The sequence below is a fragment of the Streptomyces sp. NPDC023573 genome, assembly GCF_055559735.1.
The window spans coordinates 214744-234305 of the sequence record NZ_JBVHKB010000002.1 but is presented as its reverse complement, the minus strand read 5'-3'; the positions used below and the strand labels follow the sequence as shown (position 1 = coordinate 234305).

General features: G+C 72.0%; 17 protein-coding genes. 11 read left to right on the top strand and 6 right to left on the bottom strand.

The window, feature by feature from the left end:
- Positions 1-7: 7 nt before the first annotated feature.
- Positions 8-1102 (top strand): acyltransferase, encoded by a 1095-nt coding sequence (locus tag ACZ32T_RS07550; RefSeq protein ID WP_467365831.1) that lies wholly within the window; start codon positions 8-10, stop codon positions 1100-1102.
- Here the strand turns inward: ACZ32T_RS07550 and ACZ32T_RS07545 are convergent, their stop codons facing one another.
- A complete protein-coding gene (locus tag ACZ32T_RS07545; protein ID WP_467365829.1) occupies positions 1103-2446 on the bottom strand; it encodes a polysialyltransferase family glycosyltransferase in 1344 nt (447 codons plus the stop codon). It lies immediately after the preceding gene.
- Entirely contained in the window at positions 2443-3426 is a 984-nt protein-coding gene (locus tag ACZ32T_RS07540; RefSeq protein ID WP_467365827.1) for a glycosyltransferase family 2 protein, read from the bottom strand. Before ACZ32T_RS07540 ends, ACZ32T_RS07545 begins: the two co-directional genes overlap by 4 nt.
- Before the next feature lie 208 nt (positions 3427-3634).
- On the opposite strand from ACZ32T_RS07540, the gene ACZ32T_RS07535 reads away from it, so the two are divergent.
- The 5 genes from ACZ32T_RS07535 (at position 3635) to ACZ32T_RS07515 (ending at position 9559) form a co-directional block, all read left to right on the top strand.
- On the top strand, positions 3635-5020 hold the full coding sequence (locus tag ACZ32T_RS07535; protein ID WP_467268363.1) for a DUF6716 putative glycosyltransferase: 1386 nt from the start codon (positions 3635-3637) through the stop codon (positions 5018-5020).
- Between the two features lie 20 nt (positions 5021-5040).
- Positions 5041-6282 (top strand): cytidylyltransferase domain-containing protein, encoded by a 1242-nt coding sequence (locus tag ACZ32T_RS07530; RefSeq protein ID WP_467268360.1) that lies wholly within the window; start codon positions 5041-5043, stop codon positions 6280-6282.
- Between the two features lie 12 nt (positions 6283-6294).
- Positions 6295-7230 (top strand): N-acetylneuraminate synthase family protein, encoded by a 936-nt coding sequence (locus ACZ32T_RS07525; protein WP_467268358.1) that lies wholly within the window; start codon positions 6295-6297, stop codon positions 7228-7230.
- 11 nt (positions 7231-7241) lie between these two features.
- On the top strand, positions 7242-8282 hold the full coding sequence (locus ACZ32T_RS07520; RefSeq protein WP_467268356.1) for a hypothetical protein: 1041 nt from the start codon (positions 7242-7244) through the stop codon (positions 8280-8282).
- 365 nt (positions 8283-8647) lie between these two features.
- Complete coding sequence (locus ACZ32T_RS07515; protein WP_467365825.1) at positions 8648-9559, top strand: hypothetical protein; 912 nt, start codon at positions 8648-8650, stop codon at positions 9557-9559.
- Positions 9560-9643: 84 nt separating this feature from the next.
- Here the strand turns inward: ACZ32T_RS07515 and ACZ32T_RS07510 are convergent, their stop codons facing one another.
- The 4 genes from ACZ32T_RS07510 to ACZ32T_RS07495 form a co-directional block, all read right to left on the bottom strand.
- Positions 9644-11353, bottom strand: coding sequence for a serine/threonine-protein kinase (locus ACZ32T_RS07510; protein WP_467365823.1), 1710 nt, complete (start codon positions 11351-11353; stop codon positions 9644-9646).
- Positions 11354-11475: 122 nt separating this feature from the next.
- A complete protein-coding gene (locus tag ACZ32T_RS07505; RefSeq protein WP_467365821.1) occupies positions 11476-12303 on the bottom strand; it encodes an SGNH/GDSL hydrolase family protein in 828 nt (275 codons plus the stop codon).
- Complete coding sequence (locus ACZ32T_RS07500) at positions 12290-12859, bottom strand: PadR family transcriptional regulator (protein WP_467268348.1); 570 nt, start codon at positions 12857-12859, stop codon at positions 12290-12292. Before ACZ32T_RS07500 ends, ACZ32T_RS07505 begins: the two co-directional genes overlap by 14 nt.
- An 88-nt stretch (positions 12860-12947) precedes the next feature.
- A complete protein-coding gene (locus ACZ32T_RS07495; RefSeq protein ID WP_467365819.1) occupies positions 12948-13298 on the bottom strand; it encodes a DoxX family protein in 351 nt (116 codons plus the stop codon).
- A 141-nt stretch (positions 13299-13439) separates the two neighbouring features.
- Between ACZ32T_RS07495 and ACZ32T_RS07490 the strand changes: the two genes are divergently transcribed.
- The 5 genes from ACZ32T_RS07490 (at position 13440) to ACZ32T_RS07470 (ending at position 19355) form a co-directional block, all read left to right on the top strand.
- Positions 13440-14423 (top strand): LysR family transcriptional regulator, encoded by a 984-nt coding sequence (locus ACZ32T_RS07490; protein ID WP_467365817.1) that lies wholly within the window; start codon positions 13440-13442, stop codon positions 14421-14423.
- A 61-nt stretch (positions 14424-14484) separates the two neighbouring features.
- On the top strand, positions 14485-15369 hold the full coding sequence (locus ACZ32T_RS07485) for an NAD(P)-dependent oxidoreductase (RefSeq protein WP_467268343.1): 885 nt from the start codon (positions 14485-14487) through the stop codon (positions 15367-15369).
- Between the two features lie 369 nt (positions 15370-15738).
- Positions 15739-16719, top strand: a complete 981-nt coding sequence (locus ACZ32T_RS07480; protein WP_467365815.1) for a MarR family transcriptional regulator — start codon at positions 15739-15741, stop codon at positions 16717-16719.
- A gap of 163 nt (positions 16720-16882) precedes the next feature.
- The gene (locus ACZ32T_RS07475; RefSeq protein WP_467268340.1) at positions 16883-18097 is read left to right on the top strand and encodes an amidohydrolase; all 1215 of its coding nucleotides are present in this window, start codon (positions 16883-16885) and stop codon (positions 18095-18097) included.
- A 208-nt stretch (positions 18098-18305) separates the two neighbouring features.
- Positions 18306-19355, top strand: coding sequence for a BMP family lipoprotein (locus ACZ32T_RS07470; protein ID WP_467268338.1), 1050 nt, complete (start codon positions 18306-18308; stop codon positions 19353-19355).
- Positions 19356-19562 lie beyond the last annotated feature (207 nt).

The following is a 19562-nucleotide window of genomic DNA, read 5'->3' as shown; positions in this document are numbered from 1 at the left end:
GTTGACCATGTCTTCCTCTGTCTCCCCGGCCGGCCCGCCTGCCCCCGCGCAGTCCCCGGAGCCCGCCCCCGCACCCCGCCCGCGCCGCGAACACCGGTACGACATCGATCTGATCCGGCTGCTCTGCTCCGTCGGTGTGATCCTCTGCCACACGGGCTCCGCCTTCGTGAGCACGGCGGGCCGCGACGCCGCCAACGGGCCCGGCACCTACTGGGCGGGCCTCGCGGCGGACTCGGCGGGCCGCTTCGCCGTCCCGCTGTTCTTCGCGATCGCCGGATGGGTCGTCCTCGTCGGCGCCCCCGTCCGCGACGGCCGGCAGCTGTGGCAGCGCATCGTGCGGATCGTGGTGCCGCTCGCCGTGTGGACGCTGCTCTACGTGGCATGGGGCCGGCTGCGCGGCACCAACGACGCCCCGGCCGGAGAGCTGGCGTTCGACGCGCTGTTCGCCTCGGTGCGCCCGGCGTACCACCTCTGGTACCTGTACGCCTACATCCCCGTGATCCTGCTGCTGGCCTTCGCCGCCCTGGTGAAGTCCGGCAAGCGCCCCTGGGGCCTCGGCATCGCCCTCCTCGTCCTGGGCGCCGCCCCGACCCTCTTCGGCGACCTGGGGAAGGTCACGGACCTGGAACTGCCGCGCTTCGGCTGGAGCTTCGGCCCCTACCAGCTGATCTACGCGGTCCTCGGCGCGCTGGTCCTCGCCCTGCCCGCCGGGACGTTCGGCAGGCGGAGCCTGTGGTGGCTGCTCCCGGCGGGGGCGTTCCTGGCCGCGATCATCGCGTACCAGCACGAGGTGCACTACGCGATCCCGTACGCGAGCATCCTGGTGGCCCTGTTCAGCGCGGGTGTGCTGGTCTCCCTTCACCGGCTGCGCGTCCCGGAGCGTCTGCGCCCGGCGCTGACCCGGCTGGCGGGCGCCTCGTTCGGCGCGTACATGATCCACGTGCTGGTGCTGGGTGTCCTCACCGACGTACTCGTCGACGCCGACCTCTCGCTGCCGGTCGCGGCGGCCCTGGTCGTCACTGTGACCGCCGCGACGACGGCCCTCTCCTTCGGCGCGGCCATGCTGTGGACCCGGCTCGGGCTGACGCGGCTGCTGGGCTGATCAGCGGCGCGCGCCCCGCTTCAGGGCCCGTGCGCGCCGCGCGAGCCGGCGCAGTGTGGCGTTCCTGCGGACGAAGGCGAGCCGGGCGGGTACGACGCCGGGGAGGGCCAGCGAGGCGAGGCGGCGGCGTTTGAAGTAGCGCCAGGTCCGGGCGTTCAGGTGGGCCGACAGGAAGCGCTCCGCCGCCGGGCGGAGGTCCGGACGGACGCGTGGCCGCATGGCGAAGGCGACGGCCGGCAGCAGGCCGTAGAGAGCCTCGGCCACGGTCTCCTCCGTCAGCGGCGGCCGGTCCGCCACGGCGGCGGGGCCGGCCAGGTCGGTCAGGTCGGGCAGCAGGGCGTCGACGATCGTGACCGGGATCCTCGCAGGGTTCTCGTACGGGGTGAGCCGCTCCAGGAGGGTGCCCGTCCCGGTCCTCGCCACCGGCAGGCCGTAGTACACGGCCGCGGTGAGCAGCGCCGTCGAGAACGTGCCCACGACGAGCGCGGGCCGCAGCCTCTCGTAGAGGACCTCGGCCGGGAGGGCGGAGTCCGCGACGGTCAGCTCGACACCGAGGCGTACGGCTTCCGCCCGCAGGGCCGCCAGGGAGGGCGCCGGGCCGCTGGGGTGGGGCCGCAGGACGAGGTGGGGGTGGCCGAGGGCGGCCGTGCCGCGGACCATCCGCAGGAGGAGCTCCGTCTCCTCGGCGGCGGGGAGCGTCCCGGCCCGGGAGAGGAGCAGCACCGCGGCGCCCTGCGGGGCCCCCGGCTCCGGCGCGGCCTCCGCGAGTTCCGCGAAGACCTTGAGCAGGGCCGGAGCGGGCAGCGGGCGGGGTACGGCGTCGAACTCACCGAGCAGCAGCGGGGACAGGCCGGGGAGCAGGTCCGGGTGGAGCACCTGCCGGACGCGGGTGCCGATCAGCGGTGGGATCTTGCCCCCGGTCGGGCCGTAGCCGGTCAGCCCGTCCGCGTACACGGTCACCGGCCCGCCGGTGAAGATCTGGGCGACGGCCTGGGAGGGGGAGGCGTGCGGGGATTCCAGGGCCAGCTCGACCTCCTCGTCCCCCAGTCCCCACAAGCGCCGCAGGTGGCGTTCCCACAGGGGCACGTCGTCGGGCCTGGGGGTCCAGGCGCCCGGGTGCAGCGGGAAGACGGCGTCGTTCCACGAGAGCACCTCGTCGAAGCGGCCGCGCAGCCGGTCGAACCCGGGTGCCGCGTCGGCCGGCGGTGCCGCCTCGGGGACCGCCGAGTCGTCGCACAGCAGGAGGATGCGGCGTCCGGCGCTCTCGAAGCAGCCCGAGTCGAGTGCCGCGGCGAGCACGGCCGTGCCGTGGACGCCGGTGGCGACGAAGATCTGGACGGTCACGCGGCGGTCGCTCCCTCGGTGTCGGCGGACCGGCGGCGCAGCTTGCGCAACACGGTCGCCCTTTCGGTGTCCATCGAGTCCAGGACGTCGTCGAGCACGCGCCGGGGCATGCTTCCGAGCGCCGCCGACGCGAGTGATTTCAGCCTGCGTGCCACCGGCGGTTCGAATTTCTCCATCGATCCGACGTGATGCGAAATAACGGCGCAGTAGGTCCGGACGGCTTTCGGCATCAGGATGCCGGCATCGCGGTCCGCCGCCGTATCGGACACCACCTGGTCATAGGCCCGGATGAAATCCAGCTGGCGTTCGTCGCCGATCTGCGTGAGGGACGAGGCGACGCCCCGCCGGTAGAAATGGCCCAGCGTTCCGAGAACCGCGAAGGATTCCGCCTCCCGGTGCAGCCGCCAGATCCACGGCCGGTCCTCCGCGGTGCGCAGTCCGTCGGTGAAATGCAGCAGCCCCCGGTCCAGCAGGCCGCGGTGGTAGAGCCCCGCCCAGGCGAAGGCGTAGTCGACCGAGGTCGTCCGGCCGGCCGGCAGGATCGCGTCCCGGGGGTCGCTCACCACGCCGCGCAGGCCGTGCGGGACACGGCGCACCGTGCGGGACGTGCCGGTGACCTGGACGTGGTCCGTGCGCACGAACGCGCAGCCCAGAGCCTCGGTCCGGGCGAGCAGGCGCTCGTAGTGGCCGGGTGCGAGCCAGTCGTCGCCGTCCAGGAAGGCGATGTACTCGCCCCTGGCGGCGTCCAGACCGGTGTTGCGGGCGGTGGCCAGACCGGCGTTGCGCTCATGCCGGTGCACGACCACCCCCTCGATCTCGTCCCGGGCCCGGCGCAACAGTTCCGGCGTCCCGTCGGTCGAGCAGTCGTCGACGAGGATGAACTCGAAATCCTCACGGGTATTGGCCCGCAGACTTCTGAGTGTGTCGGGTGCGTATGCCTGGACGTTGTAGAACGGCACGATGACGGAGAGCTTGACCACCCGCTTCACGCTAGGGGCGGCCCCGGCATTCGCCCTGACTCCCGCCCGTACGGAAAGTGAACGGCGCGCATCGGAAAGGTGAACCAGTCGTCCTACGGGGCCGATTCGGCCCTTCGGAGGGGCGAATCCCCAAGCGTCGACCGGCTGTTAACCATCTGTTGCCATCACGTTGGGCCGCGGATCGAAATGGCTTCCTAACTTTTACGACGTGCCCCCCCGTACCGATGACGCGGCCGCTCCGGCCGCCACACCAGCAGCCGGCCGTACGGCCCTCCGCATCGCCGTGCTCGCCGACTCCGACACCCGGTGGAAGTGGGGCGCGCTCACCGCGCGCCGCCTCTCCTCCGCCCCGGAGACCGGAGCGGCCGGGCGTCCCGTGGAGATCAGCGGACTGCTGCTGCGCGGCCGGGCCACCCCGACGCCCCGCCAGCTCGCCGAAGTGGGCGAGGTCGGCGTCGACGCCGACCGGGTGCGCGAGGTGACAGCGGTCGAGTTCCTGCACACGGTGCGGGACGAGGCGTACGACGTCGTCGTCCTCGCCCTCGTGGGCGGCGCGGTCCAGGCGATGCTGCACGGCCTGGCCGCCCTGGACCTGCCCCGCAGGCCCGTCGTCGTCACCGGCTACGTCGGGGTCGTCTACGAGAAGCTCGCCGACGGACTTCTGCTGCGCCACGGCGCGGACGTCGTCCTCGCCAACTCCCGCCACGACGGGGAGCGGTTCCGCGCGGTGTACGAAGGGGTCGGCGCCGACGCGTCGTCCGTCACGGAGGCCGCCCTGCCGTTCCTCGGCGGGGAGCCGCACCGGGCGGAGGAGGGGCGCGACACCGTCGTGTTCGCCGCCCAGCCGTCCGTGCCGGCCTCCCGCGCCGACCGCACCTACCTGCTGCGCCGGCTCGTCGAGCACGCCCGGCTGCACCCCGCCCGCGAGGTGCTGCTGAAGCTGCGCTCCAAGCCCGGTGAGCACACCACGCACATCGAGGAGCTGCCCTACCAGCGGCTCGCCGAGCGGATCCCCGGCGGCCTGCCGCCCAACTTCCGCCTCGTGTACGGGCACATGGGCGAGGTCCTGGACCGCACCGACCTGCTGGTCACCGTGTCCTCGACCGCCGCACTGGAGTCCCTGCACCGGCGGATCCCGACCGCGATCCTCTCCGACCTCGGCGTACGCGAGGCACTCGGCAACCACCACTTCATCGGATCGGGACTCATCACGTCCTGGGACCACCTCGACGGGGGCCTGCGCCCCGAGCCCGACGAGGAGTGGCTCTCCGGCCAGGGCGTCGCCGCCGACGGCACCTACGGGACGGCCTACGACACCGCCCGCGCCCGGGTGGCGGGACTGCTCGCCGCCGGGCCGCTTCCCCGCCTCGCCCCCTACTACACGCCCGCCACCGCGCCCGGATACCTCCCCGGCATCCTCGCCCGCTACCACCTGGGCCCCGACGGCCACCCGCTTCCGGGCGCCGTCACGCCCAAGGAGACGGGACGGGTCCGGGGCGCGGTCCGCGAAACCGTACGCAACGCGGCGCGCGGCGCCTACCGCCACGGCGTCCAGCGGGTCGCCCCCGTGATCCGGCGGATGGGCGAGCTGTGACCACCGATTCAGGAGCATCCATGACCCCGCCCCCCACCGTGCTCGCCGTGATCCCCGCCCGCGGCGGATCCAAGGGCGTGCCCGCGAAGAACCTCGCCCGTGTCGGCGGCGTACCGCTCGTCGCCCGTGCCGTCCGCGCCTGCCTTGCCTCGCCCGAGGTCACGGACGTCGTCGTCACCACCGACGACCCGGCCATCTCCGCGGCGGCCGTCGCCGCCGCGGAGGCCCTGGGGGAGGACTCCCGGCTGCTCTGCGTGCAGCGCCCCGCCGCCATCGCGGGCGACACCGCCACCAGCGAGGACGCGGTCCTGCACGCCCTGCACAGCTACGAGACGACGACGCACGGCCGGAAGGCCGACGTGGTGCTCCTGGTCCAGTGCACGAGCCCCTTCATCACCCGCGAGGACATCGACGGCGTCGCCACCGCGGTCGCCCGTGACGGCGCCGACACCGCCGTCACCGTGGCGCCCTTCCACGGCTTCGTGTGGCGCGACGGCAGCGCGGTCGAGGAGGACACCTACGGCGTCAACCACGACAAGGCCGTACGCCCCCGCCGCCAGGACCGGCCCCAGGACTACCTGGAGACCGGCGCCGCGTACGCCATGGACGTCGAGGGCTTCCGCACCCACCGCCACCGCTTCTTCGGCCACACGGCGCTCGTGCCGACCGACCCGGCCCGGGTCCTGGAGATCGACGACCCGCACGACCTGGCCCGTGCCCGCGCCCTCGCGCCGCTCCTGGACCCCTCGCCCTTCCCCACCCGGGCGGACATCGACGCCGTCGTCCTCGACTTCGACGGCACGCAGACCGACGACCGCGTCCTCATCGACTCCGACGGACGCGAGATCGTCTCCGTGCACCGGGGCGACGGCCTCGGCATCGCCGCCCTGCGCCGGGCCGGCGTACCGCTCCTGATCCTGTCGACGGAACAGAACCCGGTCGTCGCCGCCCGCGCCCGCAAACTCCAGGTCCCCGTCCTGCACGGCATCGACCGCAAGGACCTGGCACTCAAGCAGTGGTGCGAGGAGCAGTCCATCGCTCCCGACCGCGTGCTCTACGTCGGCAACGACGTCAACGACCTGGCCTGCTTCGGCCTGGCGGGCTGGCCCGTCGCCGTCGCGAGCGCCCACGACTCGGTACGCGCCGCCGCGCGCGCCGTGACCACCAACCCCGGCGGCTCCGGCGCCATCCGCGAGATCGCGGCCTGGCTGCTGGGCCCCACCCTCACCACCGATACCCCTGCCACCACCCCCACCAAGTAAGGACGCACCACCATGAGCAACACCTCCCGTCTGCGCACGTTCGGCTCCCGCACCGCCGGTCCCGGCCGCCCCGTCTACGTCACCGGCGAGATCGGCATCAACCACAACGGCGACCTCGACAACGCCATCGCGCTGATCGACGTGGCCGCCGAAGCCGGCTGCGACGCGGTCAAGTTCCAGAAGCGCACCCCGGAGATCTGCACCCCGCGCGACCAGTGGGACATCGAGCGCGACACCCCCTGGGGCCGGATGACGTACATCGACTACCGCCACCGCGTCGAGTTCGGCGAGGCCGAGTACACCGCCATCGCCGAGCACTGCGCCGAGCGCGGCATCGACTGGTTCGCCTCCCCGTGGGACACCGAGGCCGTCGCCTTCCTGGAGAAGTTCGACGTCCCCGCGCACAAGGTCGCCTCCGCCTCGCTCACCGACGACGAGCTGCTCCGCGCCCTGCGCGCCACCGGCCGCACGGTCATCCTCTCCACCGGCATGTCGACGCCGAAGCAGATCCGTCACGCGGTCGAGGTCCTCGGCAGCGACAACATCCTGCTCTGCCACGCCACCTCGACGTACCCGGCGAAGGCCGAGGAGCTCAACCTGCGGGTCATCAACACCCTTCAGCAGGAGTACCCGAACGTCCCGATCGGCTACAGCGGCCACGAGACCGGGCTGCAGACGACCCTCGCCGCCGTCGCGCTGGGCGCCACCTTCGTCGAGCGCCACATCACCCTGGACCGCGCCATGTGGGGCTCCGACCAGGCCGCCTCCGTCGAGCCGCAGGGCCTCACGCGCCTCGTCCGCGACATCCGCACCATCGAGGCGTCGCTCGGCGACGGAGTCAAGAAGGTGTACGAGTCCGAGCTCGGCCCGATGAAGAAGCTCCGCCGGGTCGCGGGCGTCGTAGCCGAGGGCGAGAACGCGCCGGCCGCCGAGCCGGTCGCGGTCTGACGGGCCGACCGGTGAACCTCGCCTTCGTCGAGAGCCCGGTCCAGCTCCTGAACGTCCTGGAGTGGACCCACACCCGGGGAGGAACCGACACCACGGTCGTCGTCCTCCCCCCGGTCGACCCGATGTCGCGCGGACAGCTGCGCAGGATGGCGGAGCTGGCCCGCGACGAGGGCATCACCGTCCGCTGGCAGGAGGCGCGCGGGGAGACCGGCGCGCCTCTGAAGGCCCTGCGGGCGCTGACCGGCCTGATCCGCAAGGCCGACCGCATCGTCATCGGTGACCCCTTCTCCCGGTACGTGCAACTGCTCCTCTCCCTGGTCCGGGCCCGCCGGGTCACGGTCGTCGACGACGGCACGGCCACCATGGAGTTCGTCGCCCAGCTGGCCCGCGGCGAACGCCTGGTGCGCTGGCACCGCCGGGGGAGCGGCGGCCCGCGCGAGCTGCTCCTGGCCCCGGTCACCACCGCGGCGCGCCGCAGCTTCACCCCGTCGGCGTCCCGCACCGTCGAGGTGTTCACCGCGATGCCGGTGGACGCCCCCGAGGGCATCGAGGTCACGGCCAACACCTTCGCCTGGACGCGGGAGCGCTTCGGCCCGCCCCTCATCACCAAGGGCGCCGACCTGGTCGGCACCTCCCTCGTGGAGACGGGCGTGGTCGACCCCGTCCCGTACGAGGAGGCGGTCGCCTCGCTGGCCCGTGCCCACGGCGCGACCCGCTACTTCGCCCACCGCCGCGAGTCGGCGGACAAACTCCACGCCCTGGAAGCCGCCACCGGCCTGGAGATAGTCCGCCCCGATCTGCCGCTGGAACTCATCGCCCGCAGAGGCCCGATCGGCCACACGGTGCTGAGCTTCCCGTCCACCGTGGTCCACACCCTCCCGCTGGCCCTGGCGGGCACCGGCGTGAAGGTCGCGGTGTGTGACATAGCGCCGGAGTGGCTCCGCGACACGGCGTCCCCTCGCGCCCAGGGCTTCCTGAGCGGAGTCACGGAGACGGCCAAGGACGTGCAGCGGCTGGCCCCTTGGCGGGCCACGGCGGTGGCGAAGGGCTGACATGGGGCGGTTGCCGACGGCCGGGCCGCCCCTTGCCGGGGGCTGCCCCGACCGGGTCCCGTCCGGTGTCCGGTGACCCGCTCGGATGACCTTTCGGGCAGCGACGACGGCGGTCCCGGCCGTGTCCACGGGCTTCCCGAGCTGCCCGGCAGAGCCCCAGGGGCAGACTTTCTGTCCGAACGGGTGCAGGGACGTCCGTGGCGGCCCTGCGGCCTGATCGTCCAATAGAGTGACGGCACTGCACATGGGCATGTACATCGGAGGTGGATGGATGGTCCACGTTCCACGGCCCGGACGCTCGACCACGAGCGGGCCGCCTGCCTTCCTGCCCGATTTCGGCGCGGTCCGACCTGGAGCCTGAGCGGATGCCCCACTCGCTGACACCCCGTGACACGGGAAACCTGCCCGCGATCGGTGCGCCACCGCTGATCCGTCTCGACGCGTACGTGGCCGAGGACGGGTCCACGGTGGTCAACGGCCATCTGCTGGACATGGGCGGCACGCTGCCGCCCAACGAGGCGATCCTCGACGCCGTAGCCATGTTCGCCCGCGCGGTGGGGGCTCCGGTGGCGGCGACCGTCATCGACCGCAGCGTACGGCAGGTGGCGCGGCTCCGGGTGTACCCCGACGGCTCCAGCCGGACCATCGCCGAGGAGGAGGACCTGCCGCCCGGGCACGAGCGGACCGCCGCCGAGGAGGAGGCGTTCCCTCCGCTCGCCCGCGTGGAGCGGATCATCGGGCACGCTCGGCGCGAGGAGCTGCACGTCGCGTTCGTCCTCGCCAGCGCCCTGCGGGAGCATCTGACGCTGCGCCGGGGCGCGGAGGACGAACTGTCACTGGAGGCCCGGGCGATCGAGGCGTACATCGCCTACCTCCGAGGCGACTACATGATCTCCACCGCCCTCGCGCTGACCGTCGCCCGCATCCGCTGTCGCACCGACCTGAGCCGGTCAGTGCCGGAGGTGGTCCGTGCCACGGCCGCGTGGCAACGGATGCGGGACGAGAGCCAGATAGCGACCCGGGGGAAGGAACTGCTCAACATGTGGGAGCGGTTGTCCGCGGAGGGCCTGTTGCGCGAACCGTCCCACCACGCCATGGCCCAGGCCGTCCGGAGCCGGATCGAACGGGGCAGCCAGTACGTGGGAGGGCCGGCCCCCGTGCCCACGCCGGTCCTGACGGCGGCCCAGGGACCGGCCGCCCCCGAGGACGAGCCCCTCAAGCCCACCCGGCGGGGACTACGCCGATTCACCAGGCGGCCCGGCCGGTCACACGACTGAACGGGCCGGGGACCAGGGCCACTCGGGCGCCGCGCGCCCTGGTCCTCCCGGTCGCGGTCACGGGGACGGAGGAGGGCGTGCGGCCTACCGGTCCGCGTTCCGCCAGACGGTCAGGTCTCCGGTGAGGAAGGCGATGTCCGGCAGGGCGGTCGACTTCGTCTGGATCACGTACAGCCCGATGTTGCCCTCGTCGTCCTTCATGCAGAATTCGGTACCGGCCGCCGCTCCGGCCAGTGTCCAGCTGTGCTTATCGGCGCTCTCGAGCATGAGGCGGCACTCGTCGAGGGTCGTGCCGTGTGCTCCCATCATCTGCATGAACACGACGCTGTCGCTCTTCAGTTCGCAGCCGTTCGACTCGCAGCCGAAGCGGATGTCACCCTTCCGGCCCTTCAGCTCGGGCGCGGAGCTCTTGAGGCTCAGCGAGTTCTTCGCGTCCAGCCAGACCCCGGCGAACCCCTCGGGCCGCGGATCCCGGGGCGAGCCCGACGGGAACACGGGGTCCTCGGACGCGTCGTCGTCGGCCCCCACCGCGGACGGATCCGAGCCGTTCGCCTGATCCGAGGCGCCGGACGCAGCCGGGGTGGGGCCCGTCGCCGCTCCCGGAGCGGAAGCCGATGACCGCGCGGCCGGTCCCGTCGCGGAGACCGTGGGGCCGGTCGTGTTCCGGTCGCCGAACCGGTCCACGGCGTCCATGAGCGACCAGGCCAGTGCCACCACGGCCAGCACCCCTCCCGCCACACCGGCGGTCGCGATCAGCGCTGTGCGACGCCTGCGGGCCTTACGTTGCTCCGGCGTCGGCGTCGGCGGTGTCGGCCACACGGACTGTGGCTGCGCAAGCGCATGGGCGAGCGTCGGCGCGGGAACCGGCGGCTGCGGGCGGGTCGGTTCCGGCACCGGTGCCGGAACCACAGGCTCGGGCCCGGTGATCTCCCGCCACACGGCAGGCCCACCACCCGCGTCGGTGTCCGCCCCGAGCCGGGCCCGGCACCATTCCACGATCTCCTCCGGCGTGGCCCGCGCGGCCGGGTCGGCGGCCAGACACCGGGTGAACAGCGGACGCAGCGACTCGGGGAGCGAGGACACCTCGGGTTCGGAGTGCACGATCCGGTACAGCACGTTGACGGCCGGACCGTCGCCGTAGAGCGGCCTTCCGAGCAGCGCGAACGCCGCGGTCTGGGCGAGCGCGAAGACATCGGTCGCCGCCGTGATCTCACCCCCGGACGCCTGTTCCGGCGACATGAAGGAGGGCGTGCCGATCGTGCCCCCGGTCGCCGTGTACGCGGTCCCGTCGGCGGCCAGCGCGATACCGAAGTCGATCACCCGTGGGCCGTCGGCGGCCAGCAGCACGTTCGACGGCTTCAGATCGCGGTGCACGATGCCCTCGGCGTGAATGGCCTGCAGTGCCTCGGCCACCCCCGCCATCAGCCACAGCGCAGCGGGCACCGGCAGTGGTCCGTCGCGGGTCACCGCCTCCGTCAGCGACGGCCCCGGCACGTACAGCGTGGCCAGCCACGGCGGTACGGCGTCCGCGTCGGCGTCGATCAGCTCGGCGGTGTACGCCCCCCGGACCCGCCGGGCCGCCTTGATCTCCCGGCCGAACCGACGCCGGAAGTCCGGATCGTCGGCGAGCTCCGGCCGCACGACCTTGATGGCCACGGGACGGCCGCCCTGGGTGTGCGACAGGTAGACCCGGCCCATGCCACCGGCCCCCAGCCGCGCGGCGAGCCGGTAGCCCGCCACCACGGGCGGGTCGTCGGCCTGAAGTGGTTCGAAGGCATCCCTCGCATGGCTCATCGGCCCTGTACCCCCCACAGTGATGCGTTGGCCAACGGCAGCAGCCTATGCGGACTGCGGGCGCACCCCGCCACGGGATCTCCCCGACCGTCCACCGAGGAGGGGGCGAGGGGCGCCCTCTCCTACGTCAGTTGCTCCTGACCGGTGTCCGAGGGTGAGCCGGGCGGGTCGGGTGTGACGCGCAGGGGCTGGAGCAGGGGGCGTTTAGCGGTGCGGCCGTCGCCGGAGGACCGGCCCCGCAGCCGGCGGCCGAGCCAGGGGCCGAGGAACGCTGCGGCCCAGCGCACTTCGGCGCCCGCGGCTTGCCGACGGGAAGGAACCTGCTGGGCCGGCAGGGGGCGGGTCCAGGCGTCGTCGCTTCCGGGCAGGTGCAGGGCCTGGGCGACGGCGGCGGCGATCCGCTCGTGACCCAGGGGGCTGGTGTGGAGTCGGTCCGTACTCCACAGACGCGGGTCGGACGCGGTGGCGTGCAGGTCGATCTCGGCGACCGCGACCCCATGGCGGGCGGCCGCGGCGCGGATCCGGGCGTTGAGCTCGAACACCCGGCCTCGGACCGGCCGGGCGAGGGGCGCGATCTTCCCCACATCGGGGAAGGTCATCGTCGCCACCCGGGCCCCGGCGGCCGTGAGCGCGGCGAACATCTCCTCCAGGTGCCCGGCCACCTCCGCGGCGTCGAACCGGGGCCGGAGCACGTCGTTGACCCCGGCGACGACGGTGGCCAGATCGGGCCGCAGAGCCAGGGCGGGCCCCAGCTGCCCGTCGCGGACCTGGGCCGCGACACGGCCGCGTACGGCCAGGTTGGCGTACTGGAGACCGGGATCGACGGCTGCGAGCTGCTCGGCGAGCCGGTCGGCCCAGCCGCGCAGGCCGGTGGCGTCGTCCCCGTCCCCGACACCTTCGGTCTGACTGTCGCCCAGCGCGACGTAACGCACGTACTCACCGCTCGGCACGGGTGGACTGCCTTTCCTTGAGGACGGACGCGATCCGCAGGCACCAGTCCCGGTGCTCCCGCTCGAAGGAGAGGCCGCGCAGACACGTCAGGTACGGTCCGATCCGCTCGCCGTGGCGGAGGAACTCCTCCTCGTCCACGTCACCGCGGAGCTGCCGCAGGAGCTTGCCGAGGAGCTCGATCTTGCCTTCGGCCGCGGACGCCCGCTCCGTGAGCTGACCGATCACCGACGCCGTGCCGACGCGGTCGGCGACCTGCACCTTGACGAGCAGATCGTCGCGGATGGACGAGGGCTTCGCGGAGGCCGCGGCGAAGCCCTCCAGCTCGGCCCGGCCGGCGTCGGTGACCTGGAACAGGCGTTTGTTGGGCCGGGTCTCCTGGACCACCTGCCGGCCCGCGATCAGCCCTTCCCTCTCCAGCTTGGTCAGCTCGGCGTAGAGCTGCTGCGGCAGGGCGTGCCAGAAGTTGGCGACGCCGATGTCGAACGCCTTCGCCAACTGATATCCGCTGTACTCGCCGTCCAGCAGCGCCGCCAGCACGGCATGTCGCAGGGCCATCGAGGCACCCCCCTTTCCCTCGGCTCGCCGCATCTTACCCAAGAAGATGACTAATCAATTCCTTGAGTATCGAAGCGGCCCGACGACATCATCGGCCGACGACGAGTCCGAGGGAAGCGACGGACAGCGCAAGGTAGATCCCGGGGAAGGCGATGTTGTGAAACACCCGGGCCCGGACATGGACGCCCATGGCGGCGCCGAAGAAGAGAACGAGTCCGATCGCGGCGGCGATGCCGATGGACCGGACGCCCAGAAGCCCGAGAAGGAGCCCGACGGCTCCGCAGGCCTTCAGTGCGCCGAGCGTGGGGATCCAGGACGGCGGGGTGCCCACTTCGGCCGAGTTGGCAAGGACGAACGGCGCCTTCGCGAAGTCCGCGACGGCGATCCCGGCGTTGGCGGCGATCGTGACGACGGTGACGACCAGGTGCAGGACGTGCATCACGGGCGCCGTTCGGGAATCGTCCGGACAGGCATGGCATCTCCCTCGTCTCGCGGCTCGGCAGGCAGCCGCTCCTGTGCTGTACCGACTCTCAGCGCGTTTCCGGCACGCGTCCAATACCTGCGTCCATAACCTCATGGCATGGATGTCGACACCCGGTTGTTGCGTTACTTCGTCGCTGTGGCGGAGGAGGGGAACCTCACCAGGGCCGCGGAACGGCTGTTCGTCTCCCAGCCGGCGCTGACCAAACAGATCAAGCGCCTGGAGGCCCAGCTCGGGGAGCCGTTGTTCGTACGCTCCCGGGCGGGCATGGCCCTCACCGCACCGGGCCAGGCGCTGGTGGCGCGGGTCCCGGCCCTGCTGGACTCCTGGGACGGTGCGCTGCGGGAGACGAAGAGCACGGCCCGCAGGGCAGCCCGTGTGCTGCGGGTCGGATTCGTGGCCAGCGCCGCCAACGAAGCCACCCAGCAGATCATCGAGATGTTCGCCGGCCGCCGCCCGGGCTGGAGAGTCGACATGCGGCAAGCCGCGTGGTCGAATCCGACCGCCGGACTCGCCGCCGGAGACGTCGACGCCGCCCTGCTGAGGCTGCCCTTCCCCGGCCAGGAAAGTCTGAGGGTGGAGCCGCTGTTCACCGAGCCGCGCTGGATCGCGCTCCCCACGGCGCACCCGCTCGCCACGCGTGACGAGATCCCTTTCCGGGACCTGTGGGAGGAGCCGTTCGTGGCCGCCCCACCTGAGACGGGCTCGTGGCAGAGGTACTGGCTGGCCGCCGACGAACGCGAGGGCCGCCCGGTCCGTATCGGCGTCGTCACCGAACAGCCCGACGACTGGCTCAGCGCGATCGCCAACGGGTACGGCATCGCGCTCACCCCCGAATCCTCCGCCCGCTACTACGCCCGTCCAGGCATCACCTACCGGCCCGTCACCGGCGTCAGCCCCAGCCGGGTCGGCGTCGCCTGGGCTCCCGCCGACGACACGGAGCCCGTCATCCAGGACTTCGTCCGCTGCTGCCTGGACACGCGTGAAGGCCGAGCGCGGCGGCCTGTGCACCGTAAAGCTGACAGGCCGGATGATCCATGCCGGACGGAGTGCTTACCCACGGGTGCGTATCCCACTAATTAGTCCGTTCTGGTCAACTTCCCAGGCGCCGACGAGGATTCAGGAGAAGCCGACAGGAAGGGAAGTGACGGAAGTGACAGGCGACAGCAGACCCCCGGTGAGTGTTCTCGGGCTGGGTGCGATGGGTGGAGCCCTCGCAGGAGCCCTGGTGAAGGCCGGATACGCGACAACGGTCTGGAACCGCTCGCCGGGAAGGGCGGACGACCTCGTCGGGCAGGGCGCGGAGGAGGCTCCCACGGCCGGCGACGCGGTCCGGGCGGGCGGTCCGGTGATCGCATGCCTGCTGGACCACGCGTCGGTCCACGAGGTGCTCGACCCGCTCGTCGGCGAGCTGGCCGGGCGAACCCTGATCAACGTGACCACGACGTCACCGGCGCAGTCGCGGGAGCTCGCCGCCTGGGCCGCCCGGGCCGGGGTCGCGTATCTGGACGGCGGCATCATGGCCGTGCCGTCCATGATCGGCGGGGCCGGGTCCTCGGTTCTCTACAGCGGTTCGGCCGAGGTCTTCGGGCAGTGCGAGCCGATGCTCGACGAGTGGGGAACCAGCACCTACTTCGGTGAGGACGCCGGGCTCGCTTCCCTGTACGACCTCGCGCTGCTCGCGGGCATGTACGTCATGTTCGCGGGATTCATGCACGGTGCCGCGATGGTCGCGCCGGCCGGTGTGACGGCGGGGGAGTTCGCCGCCAGTGCCGCTCCGTGGCTGAGGGCGATGACCGACAGCTTCCAGGAGTACGCCGCTGTCATCGACGGCGGGGACTACACCGTCGAGGGGCAGCAGAGCCTCACGTTCTCCAGCCTCGGTCATCTCCTCGACGCCAGTTCCGACCAGGGCATCAGCACGGAGGTGGTCGCCATGGTCCAGGGGCTCGTCCAGCGTCAGATCGACGCGGGCCACGGCGACGAAGGCTTCGCCCGGATCATCGAGAGCATCAGACGGCCGGTCTGAGGGCCCGCACCGCTCCGGGCGGAGGCCCGAGGCTCGACACCCGAAGCTCGACACCCGAGCGCCGGGATCGGACGGTTCACTCGTCCGGGGGTACGGAGAGGGGTGCGGGCCCGGAGCTCGAGCTTCGGGACCCGGGGGCCGGGCTTCGAGGGCCGGGATCCGAGACGTGTGGTCAACCGGTGGGAAAGGAAGGTAAGGAAGAACCTCTCCACCCTCCCGGACCCGTCACGGCCAGCAAGTATGACTAATCGTGACTAGCTTGCGGCGAAGCGTCACGAGTGCTTACGGTGCCCACAACTGAACGACCCCGACGTGGTGTTGGAGCACCGTGCCGGGGTCTCACCCCAAGATCGACAAGGACCCGATCTCGTGGCTACCCAGCACATTAACTCCGCACTGCGCGCCCCCGCACCCCCCTCCCGCCCGTACGCGAAGGCCAACCCGGGCTTCGGCAAGCGCTCCGCGCCGGACCAACGCCCGCCCCGGCCCGACGATTTCGCGCTGCTGCCGGAGCGTGAGCGGTACGTCGCCGGATACGTCGACCACCTGCCCGACGGTGCGGCGATGGACATCAAGTCCCTGGCCAAGTCCCTCCCGCTGTACGGGCAGATGGCCGTCGGCAGCGCGCTGAGGGCTCTGGGGGTGGCCGGGCACCTGCGCCACGTGCGGTGCCCCGCGGACGCCGGGGGCGGCCGGATCCGCTGGATCACCCGCACCTACTGGTCCCGTACCGCCCGCGACAACGAGTGGTGGGCCACGTTCCTCGGCGGCGCCCCGGCCGCCCCCTCGGTGGCGCAGCACCCGCCTGCGCCCGCCGTACCGCAGCAGCGGACCCAGGAGCCCGAGCCGGTTCTCACCAGGGAGGAGGCTCCGCGGGAGCCCCCGGCCGACGTGCCCTCGCCCGCGTACCTCGCTCTCGCCCGTCTCGGCCGTGCCGACGCCCGTCTCGCCCTGTCCGCCGCGGACTGCGCCGCGCTGGAGGAGGCTGCCGCAGCCTGGCTCGCGCGGGGCGTGGACGCCGAGTACCTGGTCCGGGCGCTCACGGCAGGGCTTCCGGCGGTCGTCGAATCGCCGGTGGGGCTCGTCAGGCGACGGCTCCGCGACAAGCTCCCGCCGCTGCCTCCCGCCGTCGCCCCGGCCCCCGCGACGGGCGTCCTCGGACACCGCCCGATGGTCGAGTGCACGGAGTGCGGCACACCGGGCCGCCCCGAGGCGCTTCCCGACGGCCTCTGCCGCGCCTGCCGCACCCCCGGCCCGGCCGCCGACGCGGCAAGCGACCCCGAGCTGCCCGCCGATCGCGATGTCGCGGCGTATGTCGGCACCCTCCGCGATCTGCTCAGGCTGCCATGAGCGCGGGGACCTCGCGCGGCCTCGCACCGGAGCGGCGAATGGGGGAGCATACCCACCCCAACCTCCCGTCACACGCCGCAGCACCGCTTTTTGTTCCCCTGAGCGGCTGAACTTTTGTCGATCAGTGGCCAGTTGTGGGTACCAGGGGCCTACCCTTGACTGGGTGAACCAGTCGAAGTCCCGCGCGCCCCACGCCGAGGCCGCCCTGCCCGGCGCCCTGCCCGACGACCTGCGTGCCGAGCTCATCGCCTTCCGCCGTGATCTGCACATGCACCCGGAGCTCGGGAACCAGGAGTTCCGCACCACCGCGGCCATCAAGGCGAGGCTGGAGAAGGCCGGCCTGGAGCCGCAGGTGCTGCCCGGGGGCACGGGGCTCGTCTGTGACGTCGGGGAGTGGGACGGCGTGACTCCGATGCTGGCGTTCCGGGGCGACATCGACGCGCTGCCGATCCCGGACACCAAGGCAGGGGTCTCCTACCGGTCCACCGTGCCCGACCGTGCGCACGCCTGCGGGCACGACGTCCACACGAGCTGTGTCCTGGGCGCGGGGCTCGTCCTCAGCGACCTGGACCGCCAGGGGCTGCTGCCCCGCCCGGTGCGGCTGCTGTTCCAGCCCGCCGAGGAGGTGCTGCCCGGCGGCGCGGCCGACGCGGTGGCGGCCGGGGTGCTGGAAGGAGTGGGCCGGATCATCGGGGTGCACTGCGACCCGAAGGTGGACGTGGGCAGGATCGGGCTCCGGATCGGGCCGATCACCTCCGCCTGCGACCGCGTGGAGATCTCCCTCGACGGACCCGGCGGACACACCGCCCGGCCGCACCTCACCACGGACCTGGTCACCGCCGCGGCCCGGGTGGCCACCGACGTGCCCGCGCTGCTCGCCCGGCGCGTCGACGCGCGCGCCGGACTCGCGGTCACCTGGGGCCGGCTGCAGACCGGTCACGCGCCCAACGTCATCCCGCAGCACGCCGAGCTGTCCGGGACGGTCCGCTGCCTCGATCTGGCGAGCTGGCGCCAGGCTCCCGACCTGGTGCACGCGGCGATCGACGAGGTGGCCGGAATGTACCGGGCCAAGACGGTGATCGACTACGTCCGAGGTGTGCCGCCCGTGGTGAACGAGGCGGAGACGATCGGCCTGCTCGACGCCGCGATGACCATCCGCCGCGGATCGTATGCGATCGAGGACACCGAGCAGAGCCTGGGCGGCGAGGACTTCTCCTGGTACCTGGAGAAGATCCCCGGTGCCATGGCGCGGCTCGGCGTCCGGACCCCGGGTGACACCCGTGGCCTGGACCTGCACCGGGGCAACTTCGACGTGGACGAGGAGGCGATCACGGTCGGCGTGGAACTGTTCACCGCCGCCGCGCTGCTGGACGCCTGAACCCAGGGGCCGGCCCGCCGGCGACTGTCCGGCGTGTGGCCACGCGTCACCTTCGTGTAGCCGCACGTAACCGGACAGGACACCTCCTGTTCGCGACGATCCGATAACGGCTTCCGTAGGGGTCCTTATCTGACATCTACGCGCGTTACGATCGCCGCGAAACCAGCGCCGGAAGAGGCGCTTCGGTCAGGTTTGAAGGAGCCTTCCCTTGCGCCGGATCACCAGGATTGCCACCGTGGGCGTCATGTCCGCGGCACTCGCGCTCAGCGTCACGGCGTGTGGCGAGTCTTCCTCCTCGAGCAGCAGTTCCGACTCCAAGGCCGACAAAGCGGCTATTGCCTACGACATCGGTGGCCGCGGCGACCAGTCGTTCAACGACGCCGCCTACGCGGGCCTGGCCCGGGCCGAGAAGGACCTCGGTGTCAAGGGCACCGAGGCCGAGCCGTCGGACGGCGAGGCGGACGCCGACAAGGTGCAGCGCCTCACCGCGCTGGCTCGCGCCGGCAACAACCCGGTGATCGGTGTCGGCTTCGCCTACGCCCCCGCCATCAAGAAGGTCGCGCCGAAGTTCCCGAAGATCACCTTCGGCATCATCGACGACGCCTCCGTGACCGGCGAGAACATCGCCAACATCGTCTTCAACGAGGAGCAGGGCTCCTACCTCGCCGGCGTCGCCGCCGCCAAGGTCACCAAGACCAAGACGGTCGGCTTCATCGGTGGCGTCGAGACCCCGCTGATCAAGAAGTTCCAGGCGGGCTTCGAGCAGGGCGTCAAGGAGACCGACCCCTCGGTCAAGGTCGTCCCGCAGTACCTCACGCAGCCGCCGAACTTCGACGGCTTCTCCAAGCCGGACCTCGGCAAGGCCGCCGCCCAGGGCCAGCTCGACAAGGGCGCCGACGTGGTCTACTCGGCAGCCGGTCTGGCCGGTTCCGGTGCGATCGAGGCCGTCTCCAAGGCCGGCAAGTGGAACATCGGCGTCGACTCCGACCAGTACAAGCAGGCGGGTCTGGCCGACTACAAGGAGTCGATCCTGACCTCGGTCACCAAGGACGTCGAGGACTCCGTCTTCAACCTGATCAAGTCCGTCCAGGACGGCAAGCCGCAGTCCGGTGAGGTCCGCTACGGCCTCGACAAGGACGGCGTCGGCCTGGCCATGTCCAACCCGGCCTTCACCAAGATGACCGATGTCATCGCCGCCGTGGACAAGGCGAAGAAGGAAATCATCGACGGCAAGATCACCGTCAAGGCCACCCCGTAACGATCCCGGTCGTCACGCTGGTTTCCCGTGGGCCCGGAGTGCGCGCAGTCGCGCTCCGGGCCCGTGGGATGCTCATCGAAGAAGTTGTGCCCATCGAAGTCCTTGCCCGCCCAGGTCCGGAGTTCGGGCCGTGTCGTGTGCCTACGCTTCACGATTCGGCAGCGCTACGCGCATAGACAGCCCTCAGGCGCGATAACTTCACCCCGC